The sequence below is a fragment of the Halomonas shantousis genome (assembly GCF_054654615.1).
On sequence record NZ_BAAIER010000002.1, the window covers coordinates 3,322,112 to 3,337,332 of the forward strand.

Genomic DNA, 15,221 nt, shown 5'->3' on the forward strand with positions numbered 1-15,221 from the left:
CCACACCCCTCGGGTCAGCGGTTGAGGCATTCTTTCTTGTGCGATACAGGCGCACGGTCACGGATTTTTCCGTCGCTCAGCCCGTGAACGGTGCGATGTCGCCGCGCCCCTCACGCACGATCACCGGCGGCAATTCGCGAAGATCGATCACGCTGGTGGGCTCCAGATGACAGGCGCCGCCGTCGATCACCAGATCGAGATGGGCGCCGAAACGCTCGCGAATCTCCTCGGCATCGGTCATTGGCAGCTCCTCGCCCTCGGGAATCAGCGTCACGCTCATCAGCGGCTCGCCAAGCGCCTCGAGCAGGGCGTGAGTGATGCGGTGATCGGGAACCCTTACGCCGATGGAGCGCCGCTTGGGATGCAGCAGCAGGCGCGGCACTTCGCTGGTGGCGTTGAGAATGAAGGTATAGGGGCCCGGTGTGTGGGTCTTGAGCAGGCGGAAGACGACGTTGTCGACCTTGGCGTAGGTGCCGATCTCGGAGAGATCCGAACACACCAGCGTGAAATTGTGCCGGTCATCCAGCGAGCGCAGCCACTTGATCTTCTCGATGGCCTTCTTCTCGCCCAGGCAACAACCCAAGGCATAGCCGGAATCGGTGGGATAGGCGATCACCCCACCCCGACGCAGGATATCGATGGACTGGTCGATCAGGCGTTTCTGCGGATTGTCGGGATGAATCTGGAAGAACTGGGGCATATGAAGCTCCTGGCCGGTGACGGAACAGCATCATCCATGACGAAACGTCACGGTATCGCTACGCTCCAGTCTAGGGCGACTGCCCTCTCCTCGCGAGCCCAGCGGCTTACGTCCCGATCAGGCGGCGAACTCCGCCAGGCGCGGATGCTTCCACACGGGCACCACCTGGCTGCGCGGCACCGCACTCATGCTGCCCGGCGCCAGCGGTCCACCGGGAAAATGGAAGTCGCTGCCCAGCGATCCCAGCAGATTGCGCTCCGTCAGCTGACGGGCGAGATCCCGCGTGACGTCGGCATTCTGAAAGCCACTGACCAGCTCGGCCGCCTCGCCTCCCGCCTCGCGGAAGGCATCGAGCAGCAGCCCCCGCTTGCGCCGGGTCATGCCATAACGCAGGGGATGGGCGAGCACTGCGACGCCGCCGGAGGCGTTGATCCACTCCACCACCTCGCTCAGATAGGGCCAGTGAGCCTTGACGTCTCCCGCCTTGCCGGCACCCAGATGCTTCTTAAAAGCGGTGGCCATGTCGGGTACCACGCCGGCGGCGACCAGCGCGCGGGCGAAATCCGGGCGCCCCAGCGGGCGCATGCTGCCGGCCTGCTCGCGAGCGCGCGCCAGGGCATCATCCAGCCCCACCTTCTCCATGCGCTGGGCGATGTCCTGCGCCCGTGCCTCGCGCGCCTCGGCCTGGGCCGCCAGCCCCTCGGCCAGGGCCCCCCGGGCTCCGCCGGGCAGCAAGGCAACCACATGCAGGGTGACACCACGCCACTGCGCCGAAATCTCGGCGCCGGGCAGCAGACGCATGCCCAGGGACTGGGCGTGCGTCTGGGCCTCGGCCACGCCCTCGACCGTGTCGTGATCGGTCAACGCCATTCGCGCGATACCGCGAGCGTGGCACAGCGCCACCAGTTCGGTGGGCGCAAGCGCTCCGTCCGAGGCAGTGGAGTGCATATGGAGATCGAGCCCGGTGACAGCGTCGAGACTGTCGGGCAACGGCAGCAGAGGCAATGAGATCATCAGCATGACGCCAGACGGCGACTTTGTCAGAATAGGCGCTCCATGGTGCGCGTCGCGACCGTTCCGGTCAATGCCGGACAGCGCGAAGCGCCCTGCTTGCCGGCCTGCCCCGCCAAGGGCGTGCAGGCCCGGCTGCTGTCGAGGATGTCATATGAAAATGCTGCTGGATTTCCTGCCCATCGCGATCTTCTTCGCGGTCTATCATTGGACGCAGGATATCGTGCTGGCCACGCTGATCCTGATTCCCGCCACGCTGGCTCAGGTCGCCTATGTCTGGTGGCGCTATCGCCGGGTCGAGAAGATGCAGCTGGTCACGCTGGCACTGGTCGTGATACTGGGCGGCGCGACGGTGGCATTCCACGACGCCACGTTCATCCAGTGGAAACCGACCATCGTCAACTGGCTGTTCGCCCTGGCGTTTCTACTCTCGCCACTGTTCGGCGGCAAGACGCTGGTGCAGCGCATGATGGAGAAGGCCATCCCGCTGCCGACGGCGGCCTGGACTCGCCTGAACCTCGCCTGGGTGGTGTTCTTCGCGGCCATGGGGGCGCTGAACATTTATGTCTTCAAGACATACGACGAAGCCACCTGGGTCAACTTCAAGCTGTTCGGCATGCTGGGCCTGACGCTCGTCTTCGTGCTGGGCCAATCGCTGTATCTGGCCCGGCATCTTCCGCGCGAGCAATCCTCGCGTGAACACTCCAAGTCCCGTGAAACCCGAAAGGATGAATCCTGATGCTCTACGCCATACTCAGTGAAGATATCAAGGACAGCCTGGAACGCCGCCAGAGTGCCCGTCCCGATCACCTCGCCCGCCTGGAGAAGCTCCGCGACGAGGGGCGCCTGGTCCTGGCCGGCCCGCATCCCGCCATCGACGCCGACAACCCCGGCGACGCCGGTTTCACCGGCAGCCTGGTGGTCGCCGAGTTCGACAGCCTGCAGGCGGCACGCGACTGGGCCGATGCCGACCCTTACGTGGCGGCCGGCGTCTACGCCAAGGTCGTGGTGAAGCCGTTCAAGAAAGTGCTGCCCTAGCCCTTGGCTCCTGGCTCCATGTTTTCCACAGGCGGTTACCCACACTGCCTGTGGAAAAGTCTGTTAACAGGCAGCGAACGCCTTTCCCGATCCTAGACTCCACGGCCTTCCGCCAGGACTGGCTATTTTTTGAGCAGCGCCGTCTCCGTCAGCGCCCGATATTCCTGGCAGCCTTCAAGAGAGATTTCCGTGCCGGACGACCATGCCCCTTCGCCGCTGCCTCCCCTGGCAGCGCTCGACACCGCCCGCCTCGACTGGCAGCGCGCCGACGACGACGATCCCTCGGCCTCGCCCTTCTCGAGTGATTACGGCGACGTGTATTTCTCTCGCCAGGACGGGCGCGCCGAAACGACACACGTGTTTCTCGCCCAGAATCGGCTGCCCGAACGCTTCAGCGCCTGGCGGGAATTCCGCCCCTTCGTCATCGGCGAGACCGGCTTCGGTACCGGTCTCAACATGCTCTGCGCCTGGGAGTGCTTCGACAGGCATGCTCCGCCCGGCGCCCGGCTGCACCTTGTCTCGACCGAGAAGCACCCTTTCGAGCGCGACGCGCTGGCCCGGGCACTGACCGCCTGGCCCGACCTGGCCGGCCGCGCCGAGGCCTTGATCGGTCAATGGCCGGCGCCGGTGACGGGCTTGCATCGCCTGGTGCTGAGCGAGCGTGTGACGCTGGACCTGCACTTCGGCGATGCGGCCGAACGGCTGTCGCGCCTCGACGGCAGGGTCGACGCCTGGTTCCTCGATGGCTTCGCGCCGTCGAAGAATCCCGACATGTGGACCCAGACGCTGTTCGACACCATGGCGGCACGCAGCCATCCCGATGCCACCTTCGCCACCTTCACCTGTGCCGGCTTCGTGCGTCGCGGCCTGACGAGTGCCGGCTTTCGCTGCGAGAAGGTCCCCGGATACGGGCGCAAGCGGGAAATGCTGCGCGGTGCCATCGGCACGCCCCCCGACGACACCCGCCGGCAGCGCACGCCCTGGTTCACGCCGCCGCAGACGCGCCCCGTCCGTCACGTGGCGGTGATCGGCGCAGGCATTGCCGGTAGCAGCGTGGCGTATGCCCTGGCGCGGCGCGGCGTGACCGTCACGCTCATCGATCGCCACACGCCCGGCAGCGGCGCCTCGGGCAATCGTCAGGGCGCGCTGTACGTCAAGCTGGCCGCCGAAACCAACCTGCAAAGCCGCTTCTACCTCGCCGGGCTGATGCTGACCCGGCGCTGGCTCGAACAGCTCGACCCGCAACACACGCTCTGGCAGGACTGCGGGGTTCTGCAACTGGCGGCACACGACAAGGAGAGCCGCCGCCAGTCGAGCTTTCTTGCGCGCCATCCCCTGCCCGACTCCATCGTCCATGGAGTCGATTCCGCCGCGGCATCGGCCGCCGCCGGCACGCCGCTGGCGCACGAGGCTCATGCCCACGCCGGCCTGGCCTATCCACAGGCGGGCTGGGTGCGGCCGGCGGCATTGTGCCAGCGCCTGGCCGCCACGCCGGGTATCCGCTTTCTCTGCCAGGAGGTGACGACGCTGACACCCGAGGCGTCGGGTTGGCGGTTGACGCTGGCGGACGGCACCGTGATCGATTGCGACCAGGCGGTGGTCGCCACGGCGCATGCCGCCTCCGGCTTCGCCCCCCTGGCGCACCTGCCGCTCAAGCCGATCCGCGGTCAGGTCAGCGAGCTGGCGCTGCCCGCCGGTGCACCGGCGCTCAAGCAGGTGGTCTGCGCCGGCGGCTACGTCTCGCCGGCCCTGAACGACGTGCTGTGTTTCGGCGCCACCTTCGCGCCCGGCGATACCGACATGGCGCTGCGCGAGGCCGACCACGCCGCCAACCTCGCCGAACTCGAGCAAACGCTTCCGGCCTTCGTCGCGGCCCTGCGCGAGGCGGGCGCCGAACTCTCCCCCGAGGCGCTCGACGGCCGTGTCGGCCTGCGCGCCGCCAGTCCCGACAAGTCCCCTTTCGCCGGCCCGGCACCGGATGCCTCGGCCTGGCAGCGCGATTACGCCGCACTGGGCCGCAATGCCCGCCGGGCCCCGGAGTTTCCCGGCGTGTACCATCCGGGATTGTGGGTCAGCGCCGCGCATGGCTCGCGAGGGCTCGCCAGTGCCCCGCTGTGTGCCGAAATCATCGCCTCTCGTCTCTGCGGCGAGCCCATGCCGCTGGAACGTGAACTCATCGATCATGTGCATCCCGGTCGTCGCCTGATCGCGGACCTGATCCAGGGCAAGGCGGGCCGTTCCGATTAAGCGCCGATAGGCCGAAAGCCGCATGTCGGGATCGGGGACGCGCCCGGCATGCGGCCGCTCACGCGATGCTGAACCCTAGGTGTGGAAACCTGGTTGTTGAACCATAGTTCTATGGCCTTTTGGCATCCACATGCTTACGTTGACGTAAAGTAGAACATCGCGATGCGGGCATACCGCAAGCCACACGACTGTCGACGAGGACATCATGCACGCTCCCTACTCGCTACTCGATTTCGGTCTTGGTGAGACGCTTGGCATGCTGCGCGACCAGGTGAACACCTTCGCCCGTGACGAGATCGCGCCCCGTGCGGCGCAGATCGACCATGACAACGCCTTCCCCAACGACCTGTGGCGCAAGTTCGGCGACATGGGCCTGCTCGGCATCACCGTTCCCGAGGAGGACGGCGGTAGCGGCATGGGCTACCTCGCCCACTGCATCGCCATGGAGGAAATCTCGCGGGCCAGCGCCTCGGTGGGCTTGTCCTATGGCGCGCACTCCAACCTGTGCGTCAACCAGATCAAGCTCAACGGCTCGGCCGCCCAGAAAGCCAGGTACCTGCCCGGACTGATCAGTGGCGAGCACGTCGGCGCGCTGGCGATGTCCGAGCCCGGCGCCGGCTCCGACGTGGTGTCGATGAAGCTGCGCGCCGAGAAGCGCGGCGACAAGTACGTGCTCAACGGCAACAAGATGTGGATCACCAACGGCCCCGATGCCCACGTGCTGGTGGTCTATGCCAAGACCGACCCGGACGCCGGCTCCAAGGGCATCACCGCATTCATCATCGAGAAGGACTTCCCGGGCTTCTCCACCGCCCAGAAGCTCGACAAGCTGGGCATGCGCGGCTCCAACACCTGCGAGCTGGTGTTCGAGGATTGCGAGGTGCCCGCCGAGAACATCCTCGGCGAGGAGAACCGCGGCGCCAGGGTATTGATGAGCGGGCTGGATTTCGAGCGCACCGTGCTGGCCGCCGGGCCCATCGGCATCATGCAGGCGGCCATGGACGTGGTGATGCCCTACATTCACGAGCGCAAGCAGTTCGACCAGGCCATCGGCGAGTTCCAGCTGGTGCAGGGCAAGGTCGCCGACATGTACACCACGCTGAACGCCTGTCGCGCCTACCTCTACGCAGTGGCCGGCGCCTGCGATCGCGGCCGGACCTCGCGCAAGGATGCCGCCGGGGTGATCCTCTACTGCGCCGAAAAGGCCACCCAGGTGGCGCTCGATGCCATCCAGCTGCTCGGCGGCAACGGCTATATCAACGAGTACCCCACCGGGCGGTTGCTGCGCGACGCCAAGCTGTACGAGATCGGCGCCGGCACCAGCGAGATTCGGCGGATGCTTATAGGGCGCGAACTCTTCAATGAATCGGCCTAATCAAGACGTAAGAGCGAAGAAGGAAGAAGGAAGAAGGAAGAAGGAAGAAGGAAGAGCAGGATTTCACTTTTTCTTCCCTCTTCCAGGCACGGAGTGCCGTCTTCCCTCTTATGACTTTTGTCACAGACCAGCAGCTCGCGTGCCGAGCCACGAGAGCCAGATCAGGAACCGAGACATGTCCATCCTGACCACCCAGATCAACCCGCGCAGCGAGACGTTCCAGGCCAACGCGGCGGCGATGCGCACCGAGGTCGAACGGCTGCATGCACTGACCGCGACCATCGCCCGGGGCGGCGGCGACAAGGCCCGCGAACGCCACGAATCGCGCGGCAAGCTGTTCGTGCGCGATCGCATCGACCACCTGCTCGATGAGGGCGCACCGTTTCTGGAAATCGGCGCCCTGGCCGCCCATGAGGTCTACGGCACCGACGTACCCGCTGCTGGCGTGGTCGCGGGAATCGGCCGGGTGAGCGGCGTCGAGTGCGTGATCGTCGCCAACGACGCTACGGTCAAGGGCGGCACCTACTTCCCGCTGACCGTGAAGAAGCACCTGCGCGCCCAGGAGATCGCCCGCAAGCACCGCCTGCCGTGCATCTACCTGGTCGACTCCGGCGGCGCGCACCTGCCCCACCAGGACGAGGTGTTCCCCGACCGCGACCACTTCGGGCGCATCTTCTACAACCAGGCCACGCTCTCCGCCGAGGGCATCCCGCAGATCGCCGTGGTGATGGGCTCGTGCACCGCCGGCGGCGCCTATGTACCGGCCATGGCCGATGAATCGATCATCGTGCGCCACCAGGGCACCATCTTCCTCGGCGGCCCGCCGCTGGTGAAGGCCGCCACCGGCGAAACGATCAGCGCCGAGGACCTGGGCGGCGCCGACGTGCATGCCAAGGTCAGCGGCGTGGTCGACCACTACGCCGACAACGACGCCCATGCCTTGCAACTGGCGCGGCGCGCCGTATCACGGCTGAACTGGCAGAAGCGCGGCCAGTTGGCGATGAAGCCCCCCAAGCCGCCGCGCCTCGACCCGCAGGAGCTATACGGCATCGTCGGTACCGATCTCAGGAAACCTTTCGACGTGCGCGAGGTGATCGCGCGTCTCGTCGACGACTCCGATTTCGACGAGTTCAAGCGCTACTACGGCGATACCCTGGTCACCGGCTTCGCGCACCTGCACGGCCACCCGGTGGGCATCGTCGCCAACAACGGCGTGCTGTTCTCGGAGTCGGCGCAGAAAGGCGCCCACTTCATCGAACTCTGCACCCAGCGCAAGATTCCGCTGGTGTTCCTGCAGAACATCACCGGCTTCATGGTCGGCTCGAAGTACGAACATGAAGGCATCGCCAAGCACGGCGCCAAACTGGTCACCGCCGTGGCCTGCGCCAGGGTACCCAAGTTCACGGTGCTGATCGGCGGCAGCTTCGGCGCCGGCAACTACGGCATGTGCGGCCGCGCCTATGAACCCAATCTGCTGTTCATGTGGCCCAACGCCCGCATCTCGGTAATGGGCGGCGACCAGGCCGCCAACGTGCTGGCCCAAGTCAAGCGCGATCAGCACGAACGCGACGGCAGCGAGTGGAGCGCCGACGAGGAGACCGCCTTCAAGGCGCCGATCCGCGAGCAGTACGAACGCCAGGGCCACCCATACTACGCCAGCGCCCGGCTGTGGGACGACGGCGTGATCGACCCGCTGCAGACCCGCGATGTGCTGGGGCTGGCATTGGAAGCGGCAATGAATGCGGAAGTGGAAGAGACGCGTTTCGGCGTGTTTCGGATGTGACCGGTCCATAAGGCTCCAATTCAAAGCCTGCATAGCGGCGCCGGGAATAGGAATAAGCGAAGCTCATTTTTCAGGGATGAAAAATGGAGCGTCCAAGGAAGGATTTACAGCGTCTTCGCGTTTCATGTTTCCCGGTAAGCCGCTCGCTGTGAACGGGACTAGCCCGAAGAGAGACAGACATGGCTGATGCACCAAGTTACTCCAAGCTGGACATCGACGCCCGCGGCGTCGCCTGGCTGATCCTGGCACGCCCCGACGTGCACAACGCCTTCGACGACGCCCTGATTGCCGAGTTCAACGGCCACCTGGATCGCCTGCACGACGCCGCCGAGCGTGGCGAGGTGCGCGTGGTGGTGCTGGGCTCGGAAGGCAAGCACTTCTCCGCCGGGGCAGATCTCGCCTGGATGAAGCGCATGGTCGATTACAGCGTCGATGCCAACCTCGCCGATTCGCGCGAACTGTCGCGCATGATGCATCGCCTCGACACCCTGCCCTGCCCGACCGTGTGTCGCGTCCAGGGTGCGGCCTATGGCGGCGCCGTCGGGCTCGCGGCGTGCTGCGATATCGTCGTCGCCTCAGAAGCGGCGCGCTTCTGTCTCTCCGAAGTGAAGATCGGCCTCTCTCCGGCGGTCATCAGCCCCTACGTGCAGCGTGCCATCGGCAGCCGCCAGATGCGCCGTTACGCGCTGACCGCCGAAGTCCTGGATGTGAGTACCGCACAGATGCTGGGGCTCGTGCACGAGGTGGCCGGCAGCGATAGCCTGGACAAGTCCCTCGACACCCTGATCGACACCCTGCTCGCCGCCTCGCCGCAGGCCAGCCGCGCCACCAAGGCCCTGCTCGCCACCGTCGCCCGCGAGCCCGATTCGGATGCTACCCGCGAGCGCTGCTGCCAGGTCATCAGCGAGCTGCGCGTCAGCGCGGAAGGCCAGGAAGGTCTGAGCGCGTTCCTCGACAAACGCCCGCCCGCCTGGAAGCCCCACCAAGACAACGACAAGGAGCCGGGTGCATGAGCCTCGCCAACGCCCCCAAGCCGCTTGCGACGGTCCTCGTCGCCAACCGCGGCGAGATCGCCTGCCGCGTGATCCGTACCGCCCGCCGCCTGGGCCTCAAGAGCGTGGCGGTGTATTCCGACGCCGATGCCGACGCCCGCCATGTACGCGAGGCCGACGAAGCCGTGCGCCTGGGCCCGGCCCCGGCACGCGAGAGCTACCTGAACATCGACGCGGTGATCGAGGCGGCCCGGCGCACCAACGCCGATGCCATTCACCCCGGCTACGGCTTCCTCTCCGAGAATGCCGAATTCGTTGCTGCCTGCGAGCAGGCCGGCATCGTCTTCATCGGCCCGCCGGCCAGCGCGATTGCCGCCATGGGCGACAAGTCCGCCGCCAAGGCGCGCATGGAATCCGCCGGCGTGCCGCTGGTGCCCGGCTACCACGGTGACGACCAGGCCGATGACCACCTGAAGACCGAGGCCGATCGCATCGGCTATCCAGCGCTGCTCAAGGCCAGTGCCGGCGGCGGCGGCAAGGGCATGCGCGTGGTCGAGCGCGGCGAGGACTTCCAGGCCGCCCTCGACGGCTGCCGCCGCGAGTCCCGCGCCGCGTTCGGTGATGACCGCATGCTGATCGAGAAATACCTGACCCAGCCGCGCCACGTCGAGGTGCAGGTGTTCTGCGATAGCCAGGGCAACGGCGTCTATCTGTTCGAGCGCGACTGCTCGGTGCAGCGCCGCCACCAGAAGGTCCTCGAAGAAGCCCCCGCCCCGGGCATGAGCGAGGCCCTGCGCCGCGAGATGGGCGAGGCCGCGGTACGCGCCGCCAAGGAGATCGGTTATGTGGGCGCCGGTACCGTCGAGTTTCTGTTGGACTCTTCACAAGGTCAGGACGGCCGTTTCTACTTCATGGAGATGAACACCCGCCTGCAGGTCGAGCACCCGGTCACCGAGATGATCACCGGCGAGGACCTGGTCGAGTGGCAACTGCGCGTGGCCGCCGGTCTGCCCTTGCCCAAGGCGCAGAATGAACTGACCATCAGCGGCCATGCCTTCGAGGCGCGCCTCTACGCAGAGGACCCCGAGCAGGACTTCCTGCCCGCCACGGGCACGCTCGAGCGTTTCGGGCTCGACCTGACCGGCGCGGGGCTGGGCGCCGAGCGCGTGCGGCTCGACAGCGGCGTCGAGGCTGGCGACGCCGTCTCGATGCACTACGACCCGATGCTCGCCAAGTTGATCGTGCATGGCGACGACCGCGACCAGGCGCTGGCCACCCTCAACCGTGCATTGAGCGCGCTCGACGTGGCCGGCGTAATCACCAACCGCGCCTTCCTGCAGCGCCTGGCCAGCCACTCCGCGTTCAAGCAGGCCGAGCTCGACACTCGCTTCATCGAGCATCACCACGACAGCCTGTTCGCCGCCCCACGGCTCGATGCCCAGGCCTATGCGGCAGCGGCACTGGTTGCCATCGACCGACTGCAGGACGAAGCCAGCGCCGACTCCCCCTGGGCACGCCGCGACGGCTGGCGGCTCAACGCCCCGGCAACCATCCGCATCGCCCTCACCGACCCGGCGCATGCCAGCGACGACGCCGACAGCGACGCCATCGTCACCGTGCTGGCCGAGCGGCTGATGACCGGCAACGACTGGCAGCTGCACATTGGCGGTGACACCTTGGCCGCCCGCCTGCAACGTCTGGACGGCGACGCCGTAGCGGTCACCCTGGACGGGCATCGCCGCCGCCTGTTGGCCCGCACCGAGCGTACCACCCATGGCGACATCCTCATCCTGGGCGATGCTCAGGGCGAGACCCGCCTGTTCTGGCGCCGCCTGGATGCCGTCGATCACGGCCATCACGAAGTCGACGCCACCCTCACCGCCCCCATGCACGGCACCGTGGTGGCCCTGCTCGTCGAGCCCGGCCAGACCGTCGAGAAAGGCACCCCGCTGATGGTCATGGAAGCGATGAAGATGGAGCACACCCTCAACGCCCCCGCCGATGGCCATGTGGAGAGCTTCCACTTCCAGGACGGCGATACCGTGGGGCAAGGGGATGTGCTGGTGGAGTTCGCTCCCTCTGAATAAGCTGAAGCGAAACTGAGAGCGCCAAGGTGAGCGGCGCCGGGGACAGGGCGAAGCGGAGGTCGTTTGCCAAGGAGGGCAAATGTAGCGTCCAAGGAAGGGTTTACAGCGCCTCCGCATAGCCCTGTCGATGGAGAAGCCGCGTTAACAGGATCAGTTGAGCGGAGACAACCGGAGTAACGGAATGGCATTTCCTAAAAAGGTTCGGCTAGTAGAAGTTGGCCCCCGCGACGGCCTGCAAAACGAACCCGAGCCGATCGGCACCACCACCAAACTGGAACTGATCGACCGACTCGGCGCAGCAGGCATCCGGCATATCGAGGCCGCCAGCTTCGTCTCGCCCAAGTGGGTGCCGCAGATGGCCGATCACCGCGAAGTGATGACCGGCCTCACCCGCCGCCCCGGCGTGGTGTACTCCGCCCTCACCCCCAATCTCAAGGGACTGGAAGCCGCGCTGGAATGCGGCGTCGAGGAAGTCGCCGTGTTCGGCGCCGCTTCCGAGGCCTTCTCGCAGAAGAACATCAACTGCTCGATTGCCGAATCGCTGCAACGCTTCGAACCGGTACTGGAACGCGCCAAGGCCGCCAACGTGCGCGTACGCGGCTATGTCTCCTGCGTGCTCGGCTGCCCCTACGAGGGCGAGATCGCCCCCGCCAAGGTGGCCGAGGTCTCGAAGGCGCTATATGACATGGGCTGCTATGAAGTCTCCCTCGGCGACACCATCGGCACCGGCACCCCGCTCAAGGCCAAGCGCATGATCGACGCCGTGAGCCGAGACATCCCCATGGACAAGCTCGCCGCCCACTTTCACGATACCTACGGCCAGGCGCTGGCCAACCTCTATGCCGTGCTGGAACAAGGTATCACGGTCATCGACAGTTCCGTCGCCGGCCTCGGCGGCTGCCCCTACGCCAAAGGCGCATCAGGCAACGTGGCCAGTGAGGATGTGGTTTATCTACTGGATGGGCTGGGTATCGAGACGGGAATCGAACTGAACAAGCTGGCGGGAACCGGCACCTGGATCACCCAAGCGATTGGGCGGCCAAACCGGTCGAAGGTAGGGGTGGCGCTGGCGGCGAAGTAAGCGCGCCTGAACAACCCCCCCCCGAGTCAGTAAGCTGGCTCGGGGGTTGCATTGTTATGTTCGTAAATTCTCGTTGATGGTGGTTAACGCCAGCCAACATGCGCGGCTACGAAATGGAGACGAAACCGCAATGCAGTAGGCGTCGCCATGCTTGGCCTTGTTAAGAAGCATTGGTAGGCAACTTCAGTATTAGCTGACAAAGCATGCTCTCTACTACCCAGGGGATACGGTCGGTAATTGTGTAGCTATTGTTTTGGATTTCTGAAATGTATTCAATGCTAGTCATGCCCTTATTTTTCACTCCTGACTTCAATCGATTTACCTTTTGACTAAGACCAGCCTCTAGCTCTGATGAAAAGTCGAAAGCAGAACTAACAAGATCTTTAGCCAAGTCATCAATATTGGGAGGGTCAAGAACGTGTGCGCATTTATTGCGCATTTTATTAAGCTTTAGTAGTGAAGCGTATAGGCTTGGCTCGAATTCCTCACCATAGAATGCTTGCAACACGTGAACTTTTTGAGAAAAACTTAGCTTGGCGTTATTTATAGATTTATTGGCTTTTGATTTATCGTATAACAGCGCCGTTAGTACCTCCTCAATGACCAAATGCGAAGAGAGGATATAGTTAAAGCTGTCTCCATGGGTTGGCAAATGCAAAAATACCTTTTCCGCAAACTCGGAGTGGCCTTTCTCGTGCAGAATTTTAAGTGACTGCCTTGCCATCTTTTGCCTCTTAACACCCGCAGCATGCGCGGCTTTGGAATGGAGACGAAGCCGCAATGGAAAAGACATTGAATGCTCTCGTCTTCCTTTATCGGCATGGGCTTTATACGCACCTTTACGACAAAGCTTCGTTAGGCAATTGCTGAGTCAAGCACGGATTTGGGAGACGCTACCGCCCCTACCTGTGCATGCGCTGATAGCCGGCTGCCATCCATGCGGTAGTCCCTGCGCGTGAGTCTTGTCGTGTGAGCCATCTTAAGTGGCCTTTGCCTTACGGTAACCAGCCGTTACGCAGAGGACAATGCCAACCAAAGCATTAGGCAACACTAATCGGCTTTTTTGATCTGAGCCCTGCAAAAGGAAAACCCCCGAAGGCTGAATCCAGCCTTCGGGGTTCGTTTCAAACAATGCCTAGCGGGCAGTCTCTCCCGCTACGGGACTAACCCTTAGCGGTGCAGGTCGAAGCGGTCGTTCTCCATCAGCTTGACCCAGCCCTTGACGAAGCGGTCAAGCATTCGCTCTTCGCCCCCGTCTGCGGCGTACTCCTCGGCGATGGCGCGTAGCTGCGAGTTGGAGCCGTAGATGAGGTCGACGCCCTGGCGACTGAACCGCGTACCTTAAAACCTTGGATTGATACTCAACGACAGCATGGCCGATAACTGACACAACGGCCTTCCTGAACTCTGTTGCAGCTCATTGAAAGCGCCCTGTACGACTCGCATATCGCGCTGACTGGTGGGGGTTTGGTCAACGATGTCTGCGGCCATCAGGCGTGCGACTACATCGCTGGTCAACAGGAAAGTATCCTTTCCGACCAGGCGCAAGAATCCGGCAGCCGAGCGTCCGCCCAGGCGAGCGCCGCGTTTGGCCAGCAAACGCCACAGGCCGATGATGTCGGTGCTCGGCCAGTTGGCAGTGAACTCGCCGAAACTGCTGCCCTGCTCCTGGCGAATATCCAGTATGAATTGGGCGTTCCTGGGAATGGTTTGCAGTTTGGTGCGGTGGCGGATGATTCGATCGTTTTTCATGTAGCCTTCGATTTGCTCCGGGCTGAGTAGCACCATTTTTTCAGGTACAAAACCCCAGAACGCTTCTTCAAAGTCAGGCCACTTGGCATCGACCACCGAGTGTTGCATACCGGCCCGAAAGACTCGCCGGCTCATGGCGGAAAGGTAACGATCATCGCCCTTCTGCTTCAACGCTTCGGCAGCAAGCGCTTTGGGCAGGAAAGCCTCCATGGCCTCGTCAGATTCAAAGCGCCTTCGCACGGTGTCGTAAAGCCAGTGGTAGTCAAGTGTCATGCGTGTCTCAATGTCAGTAGCGGAATCAGTCCAGTTGCATGCCTACGAAATTCAGGGCGATTCACTGAGCATGCTTTCCAGCTCGCTCTCGTTGACGCCGAGCATCTGCAGTATGGGGCGCTGAGCGGCGTTGAGGATGTGCTGACGCTCCTGCTCGCCGGGCAGGCTCTTGGCGACAACGTTGCTTTATTTCAGGCTGACCTACGAGAGGTTAACTTGGCAGATAAGGGTAGAAATTCGCAGCCGGTTCATGCACTAACGATGCTGCACTCTGCCCGCCATTGTGCAGCAGATATCTTTCGACCAGCGCATAACCGAGGCTGTAACCAACCCAATGAGGAAGGTCCCCTTGGCCAAAGAACCATTCCTCGTGCCGATAAGACCGTGCGGACCACTGTTGCTTTGCCTTTATGGCACACGCGACAATTTCCTTCTCGCTTAACGCAGATTCCCAAGGCTCGGGGGCTGATGCATAGAGCTGATGACAAAAATGACCCGCCAATCCCTCGGACACCAGAGCCTCTCCCAAAGTTCTCCCGTACCCAGGCCCTCGCCAACGCAGAACATGGTGAAGCTCATGTACCACCATTCGTTCAAATGCTTCCCCCATACAGTTGGCGAAGTTAGCATTCCCTGGGTCAAGGGTTAACTGCATCATGGTTCCAGTAGGCACGTAACCGACAAAACCTCTACAATCGATGACTTGTCCAGGCCAAACTTGGACCACCACATCCAAGCTGATGGCAGTCGACACTTGCTCAGCTCGGCAACGTGCTTCCTCGATCCCCTCGCTTATACGTTCGACCCAACCATCGAGCTGGCCACATGCATTGGCATAATGCACTATCCATTGTTCCATATGGCCTCCTGCTTGATTGATGA

At 63.6% G+C, this 15,221-nt stretch carries 13 protein-coding genes; 8 read left to right on the forward strand and 5 right to left on the reverse strand.

Annotated elements, in window-relative coordinates:
* Window positions 1–76: 76 nt before the first annotated feature.
* Window positions 77–700, reverse strand: a complete 624-nt coding sequence (locus ACYQ12_RS15715) for an L-threonylcarbamoyladenylate synthase (RefSeq protein ID WP_459873554.1) — start codon at window positions 698–700, stop codon at window positions 77–79.
* A gap of 117 nt (window positions 701–817) precedes the next feature.
* Window positions 818–1,714: a PHP domain-containing protein gene (locus tag ACYQ12_RS15720; protein ID WP_459873556.1), complete on the reverse strand. Its 897-nt coding sequence runs from the start codon at window positions 1,712–1,714 to the stop codon at window positions 818–820.
* Window positions 1,715–1,865: 151 nt separating this feature from the next.
* Between ACYQ12_RS15720 and ACYQ12_RS15725 the strand changes: the two genes are divergently transcribed.
* From ACYQ12_RS15725 to ACYQ12_RS15760, 8 genes are all read left to right on the forward strand, one after another.
* Window positions 1,866–2,450 carry a septation protein A gene (locus ACYQ12_RS15725; RefSeq protein ID WP_459873559.1) on the forward strand — a complete coding sequence of 195 codons (585 nt, stop codon included), beginning with the start codon at window positions 1,866–1,868 and terminating at the stop codon, window positions 2,448–2,450.
* Window positions 2,450–2,749, forward strand: coding sequence for a YciI family protein (locus tag ACYQ12_RS15730; protein ID WP_459873562.1), 300 nt, complete (start codon window positions 2,450–2,452; stop codon window positions 2,747–2,749). Before ACYQ12_RS15725 ends, ACYQ12_RS15730 begins: the two co-directional genes overlap by 1 nt.
* Window positions 2,750–2,938: 189 nt before the next feature.
* A complete protein-coding gene (gene mnmC / locus ACYQ12_RS15735; protein WP_459873564.1) occupies window positions 2,939–4,996 on the forward strand; it encodes a bifunctional tRNA (5-methylaminomethyl-2-thiouridine)(34)-methyltransferase MnmC2/FAD-dependent 5-carboxymethylaminomethyl-2-thiouridine(34) oxidoreductase MnmC1 in 2,058 nt (685 codons plus the stop codon).
* 205 nt (window positions 4,997–5,201) lie between these two features.
* Window positions 5,202–6,371 (forward strand): isovaleryl-CoA dehydrogenase, encoded by a 1,170-nt coding sequence (locus ACYQ12_RS15740; protein ID WP_459873566.1) that lies wholly within the window; start codon window positions 5,202–5,204, stop codon window positions 6,369–6,371.
* 175 nt (window positions 6,372–6,546) lie between these two features.
* The gene (locus tag ACYQ12_RS15745) at window positions 6,547–8,154 is read left to right on the forward strand and encodes a carboxyl transferase domain-containing protein (protein ID WP_459873568.1); all 1,608 of its coding nucleotides are present in this window, start codon (window positions 6,547–6,549) and stop codon (window positions 8,152–8,154) included.
* Window positions 8,155–8,333: 179 nt separating this feature from the next.
* Complete coding sequence (locus ACYQ12_RS15750) at window positions 8,334–9,167, forward strand: enoyl-CoA hydratase-related protein (protein ID WP_459873570.1); 834 nt, start codon at window positions 8,334–8,336, stop codon at window positions 9,165–9,167.
* On the forward strand, window positions 9,164–11,233 hold the full coding sequence (locus ACYQ12_RS15755; RefSeq protein ID WP_459873572.1) for an acetyl/propionyl/methylcrotonyl-CoA carboxylase subunit alpha: 2,070 nt from the start codon (window positions 9,164–9,166) through the stop codon (window positions 11,231–11,233). The genes ACYQ12_RS15750 and ACYQ12_RS15755 overlap by 4 nt, the downstream gene beginning before the upstream one ends.
* Window positions 11,234–11,414: 181 nt before the next feature.
* Window positions 11,415–12,314, forward strand: a complete 900-nt coding sequence (locus ACYQ12_RS15760) for a hydroxymethylglutaryl-CoA lyase (RefSeq protein WP_459873574.1) — start codon at window positions 11,415–11,417, stop codon at window positions 12,312–12,314.
* 160 nt (window positions 12,315–12,474) lie between these two features.
* On the opposite strand, the gene ACYQ12_RS15765 is transcribed toward ACYQ12_RS15760, so the two are convergent.
* The 3 genes from ACYQ12_RS15765 to ACYQ12_RS15775 form a co-directional block, all read right to left on the reverse strand.
* Entirely contained in the window at window positions 12,475–13,107 is a 633-nt protein-coding gene (locus ACYQ12_RS15765; protein ID WP_459873576.1) for a hypothetical protein, read from the reverse strand.
* 548 nt (window positions 13,108–13,655) lie between these two features.
* Window positions 13,656–14,339 carry a DNA-3-methyladenine glycosylase I gene (locus ACYQ12_RS15770; RefSeq protein WP_459873578.1) on the reverse strand — a complete coding sequence of 228 codons (684 nt, stop codon included), beginning with the start codon at window positions 14,337–14,339 and terminating at the stop codon, window positions 13,656–13,658.
* 211 nt (window positions 14,340–14,550) lie between these two features.
* A complete protein-coding gene (locus ACYQ12_RS15775) occupies window positions 14,551–15,198 on the reverse strand; it encodes a DUF2268 domain-containing putative Zn-dependent protease (protein WP_459873580.1) in 648 nt (215 codons plus the stop codon).
* Window positions 15,199–15,221 lie beyond the last annotated feature (23 nt).

What these genes read in the sequence shown, in the direction of transcription:
- ACYQ12_RS15715 (WP_459873554.1), bottom strand. Translation starts at nt 700, where the DNA reads ATGCCCCAGTTCTTCCAGATTCATCCCGACAATCCGCAGAAACGCCTG.
- ACYQ12_RS15720 (WP_459873556.1), bottom strand. Translation starts at nt 1,714, where the DNA reads ATGATCTCATTGCCTCTGCTGCCGTTGCCCGACAGTCTCGACGCTGTC.
- ACYQ12_RS15725 (WP_459873559.1), top strand. Translation starts at nt 1,866, where the DNA reads ATGAAAATGCTGCTGGATTTCCTGCCCATCGCGATCTTCTTCGCGGTC.
- ACYQ12_RS15730 (WP_459873562.1), top strand. Translation starts at nt 2,450, where the DNA reads ATGCTCTACGCCATACTCAGTGAAGATATCAAGGACAGCCTGGAACGC.
- ACYQ12_RS15740 (WP_459873566.1), top strand. Translation starts at nt 5,202, where the DNA reads ATGCACGCTCCCTACTCGCTACTCGATTTCGGTCTTGGTGAGACGCTT.
- ACYQ12_RS15745 (WP_459873568.1), top strand. Translation starts at nt 6,547, where the DNA reads ATGTCCATCCTGACCACCCAGATCAACCCGCGCAGCGAGACGTTCCAG.
- ACYQ12_RS15750 (WP_459873570.1), top strand. Translation starts at nt 8,334, where the DNA reads ATGGCTGATGCACCAAGTTACTCCAAGCTGGACATCGACGCCCGCGGC.
- ACYQ12_RS15755 (WP_459873572.1), top strand. Translation starts at nt 9,164, where the DNA reads ATGAGCCTCGCCAACGCCCCCAAGCCGCTTGCGACGGTCCTCGTCGCC.
- ACYQ12_RS15760 (WP_459873574.1), top strand. Translation starts at nt 11,415, where the DNA reads ATGGCATTTCCTAAAAAGGTTCGGCTAGTAGAAGTTGGCCCCCGCGAC.
- ACYQ12_RS15765 (WP_459873576.1), bottom strand. Translation starts at nt 13,107, where the DNA reads ATGTCTTTTCCATTGCGGCTTCGTCTCCATTCCAAAGCCGCGCATGCT.
- ACYQ12_RS15770 (WP_459873578.1), bottom strand. Translation starts at nt 14,339, where the DNA reads ATGACACTTGACTACCACTGGCTTTACGACACCGTGCGAAGGCGCTTT.
- ACYQ12_RS15775 (WP_459873580.1), bottom strand. Translation starts at nt 15,198, where the DNA reads ATGGAACAATGGATAGTGCATTATGCCAATGCATGTGGCCAGCTCGAT.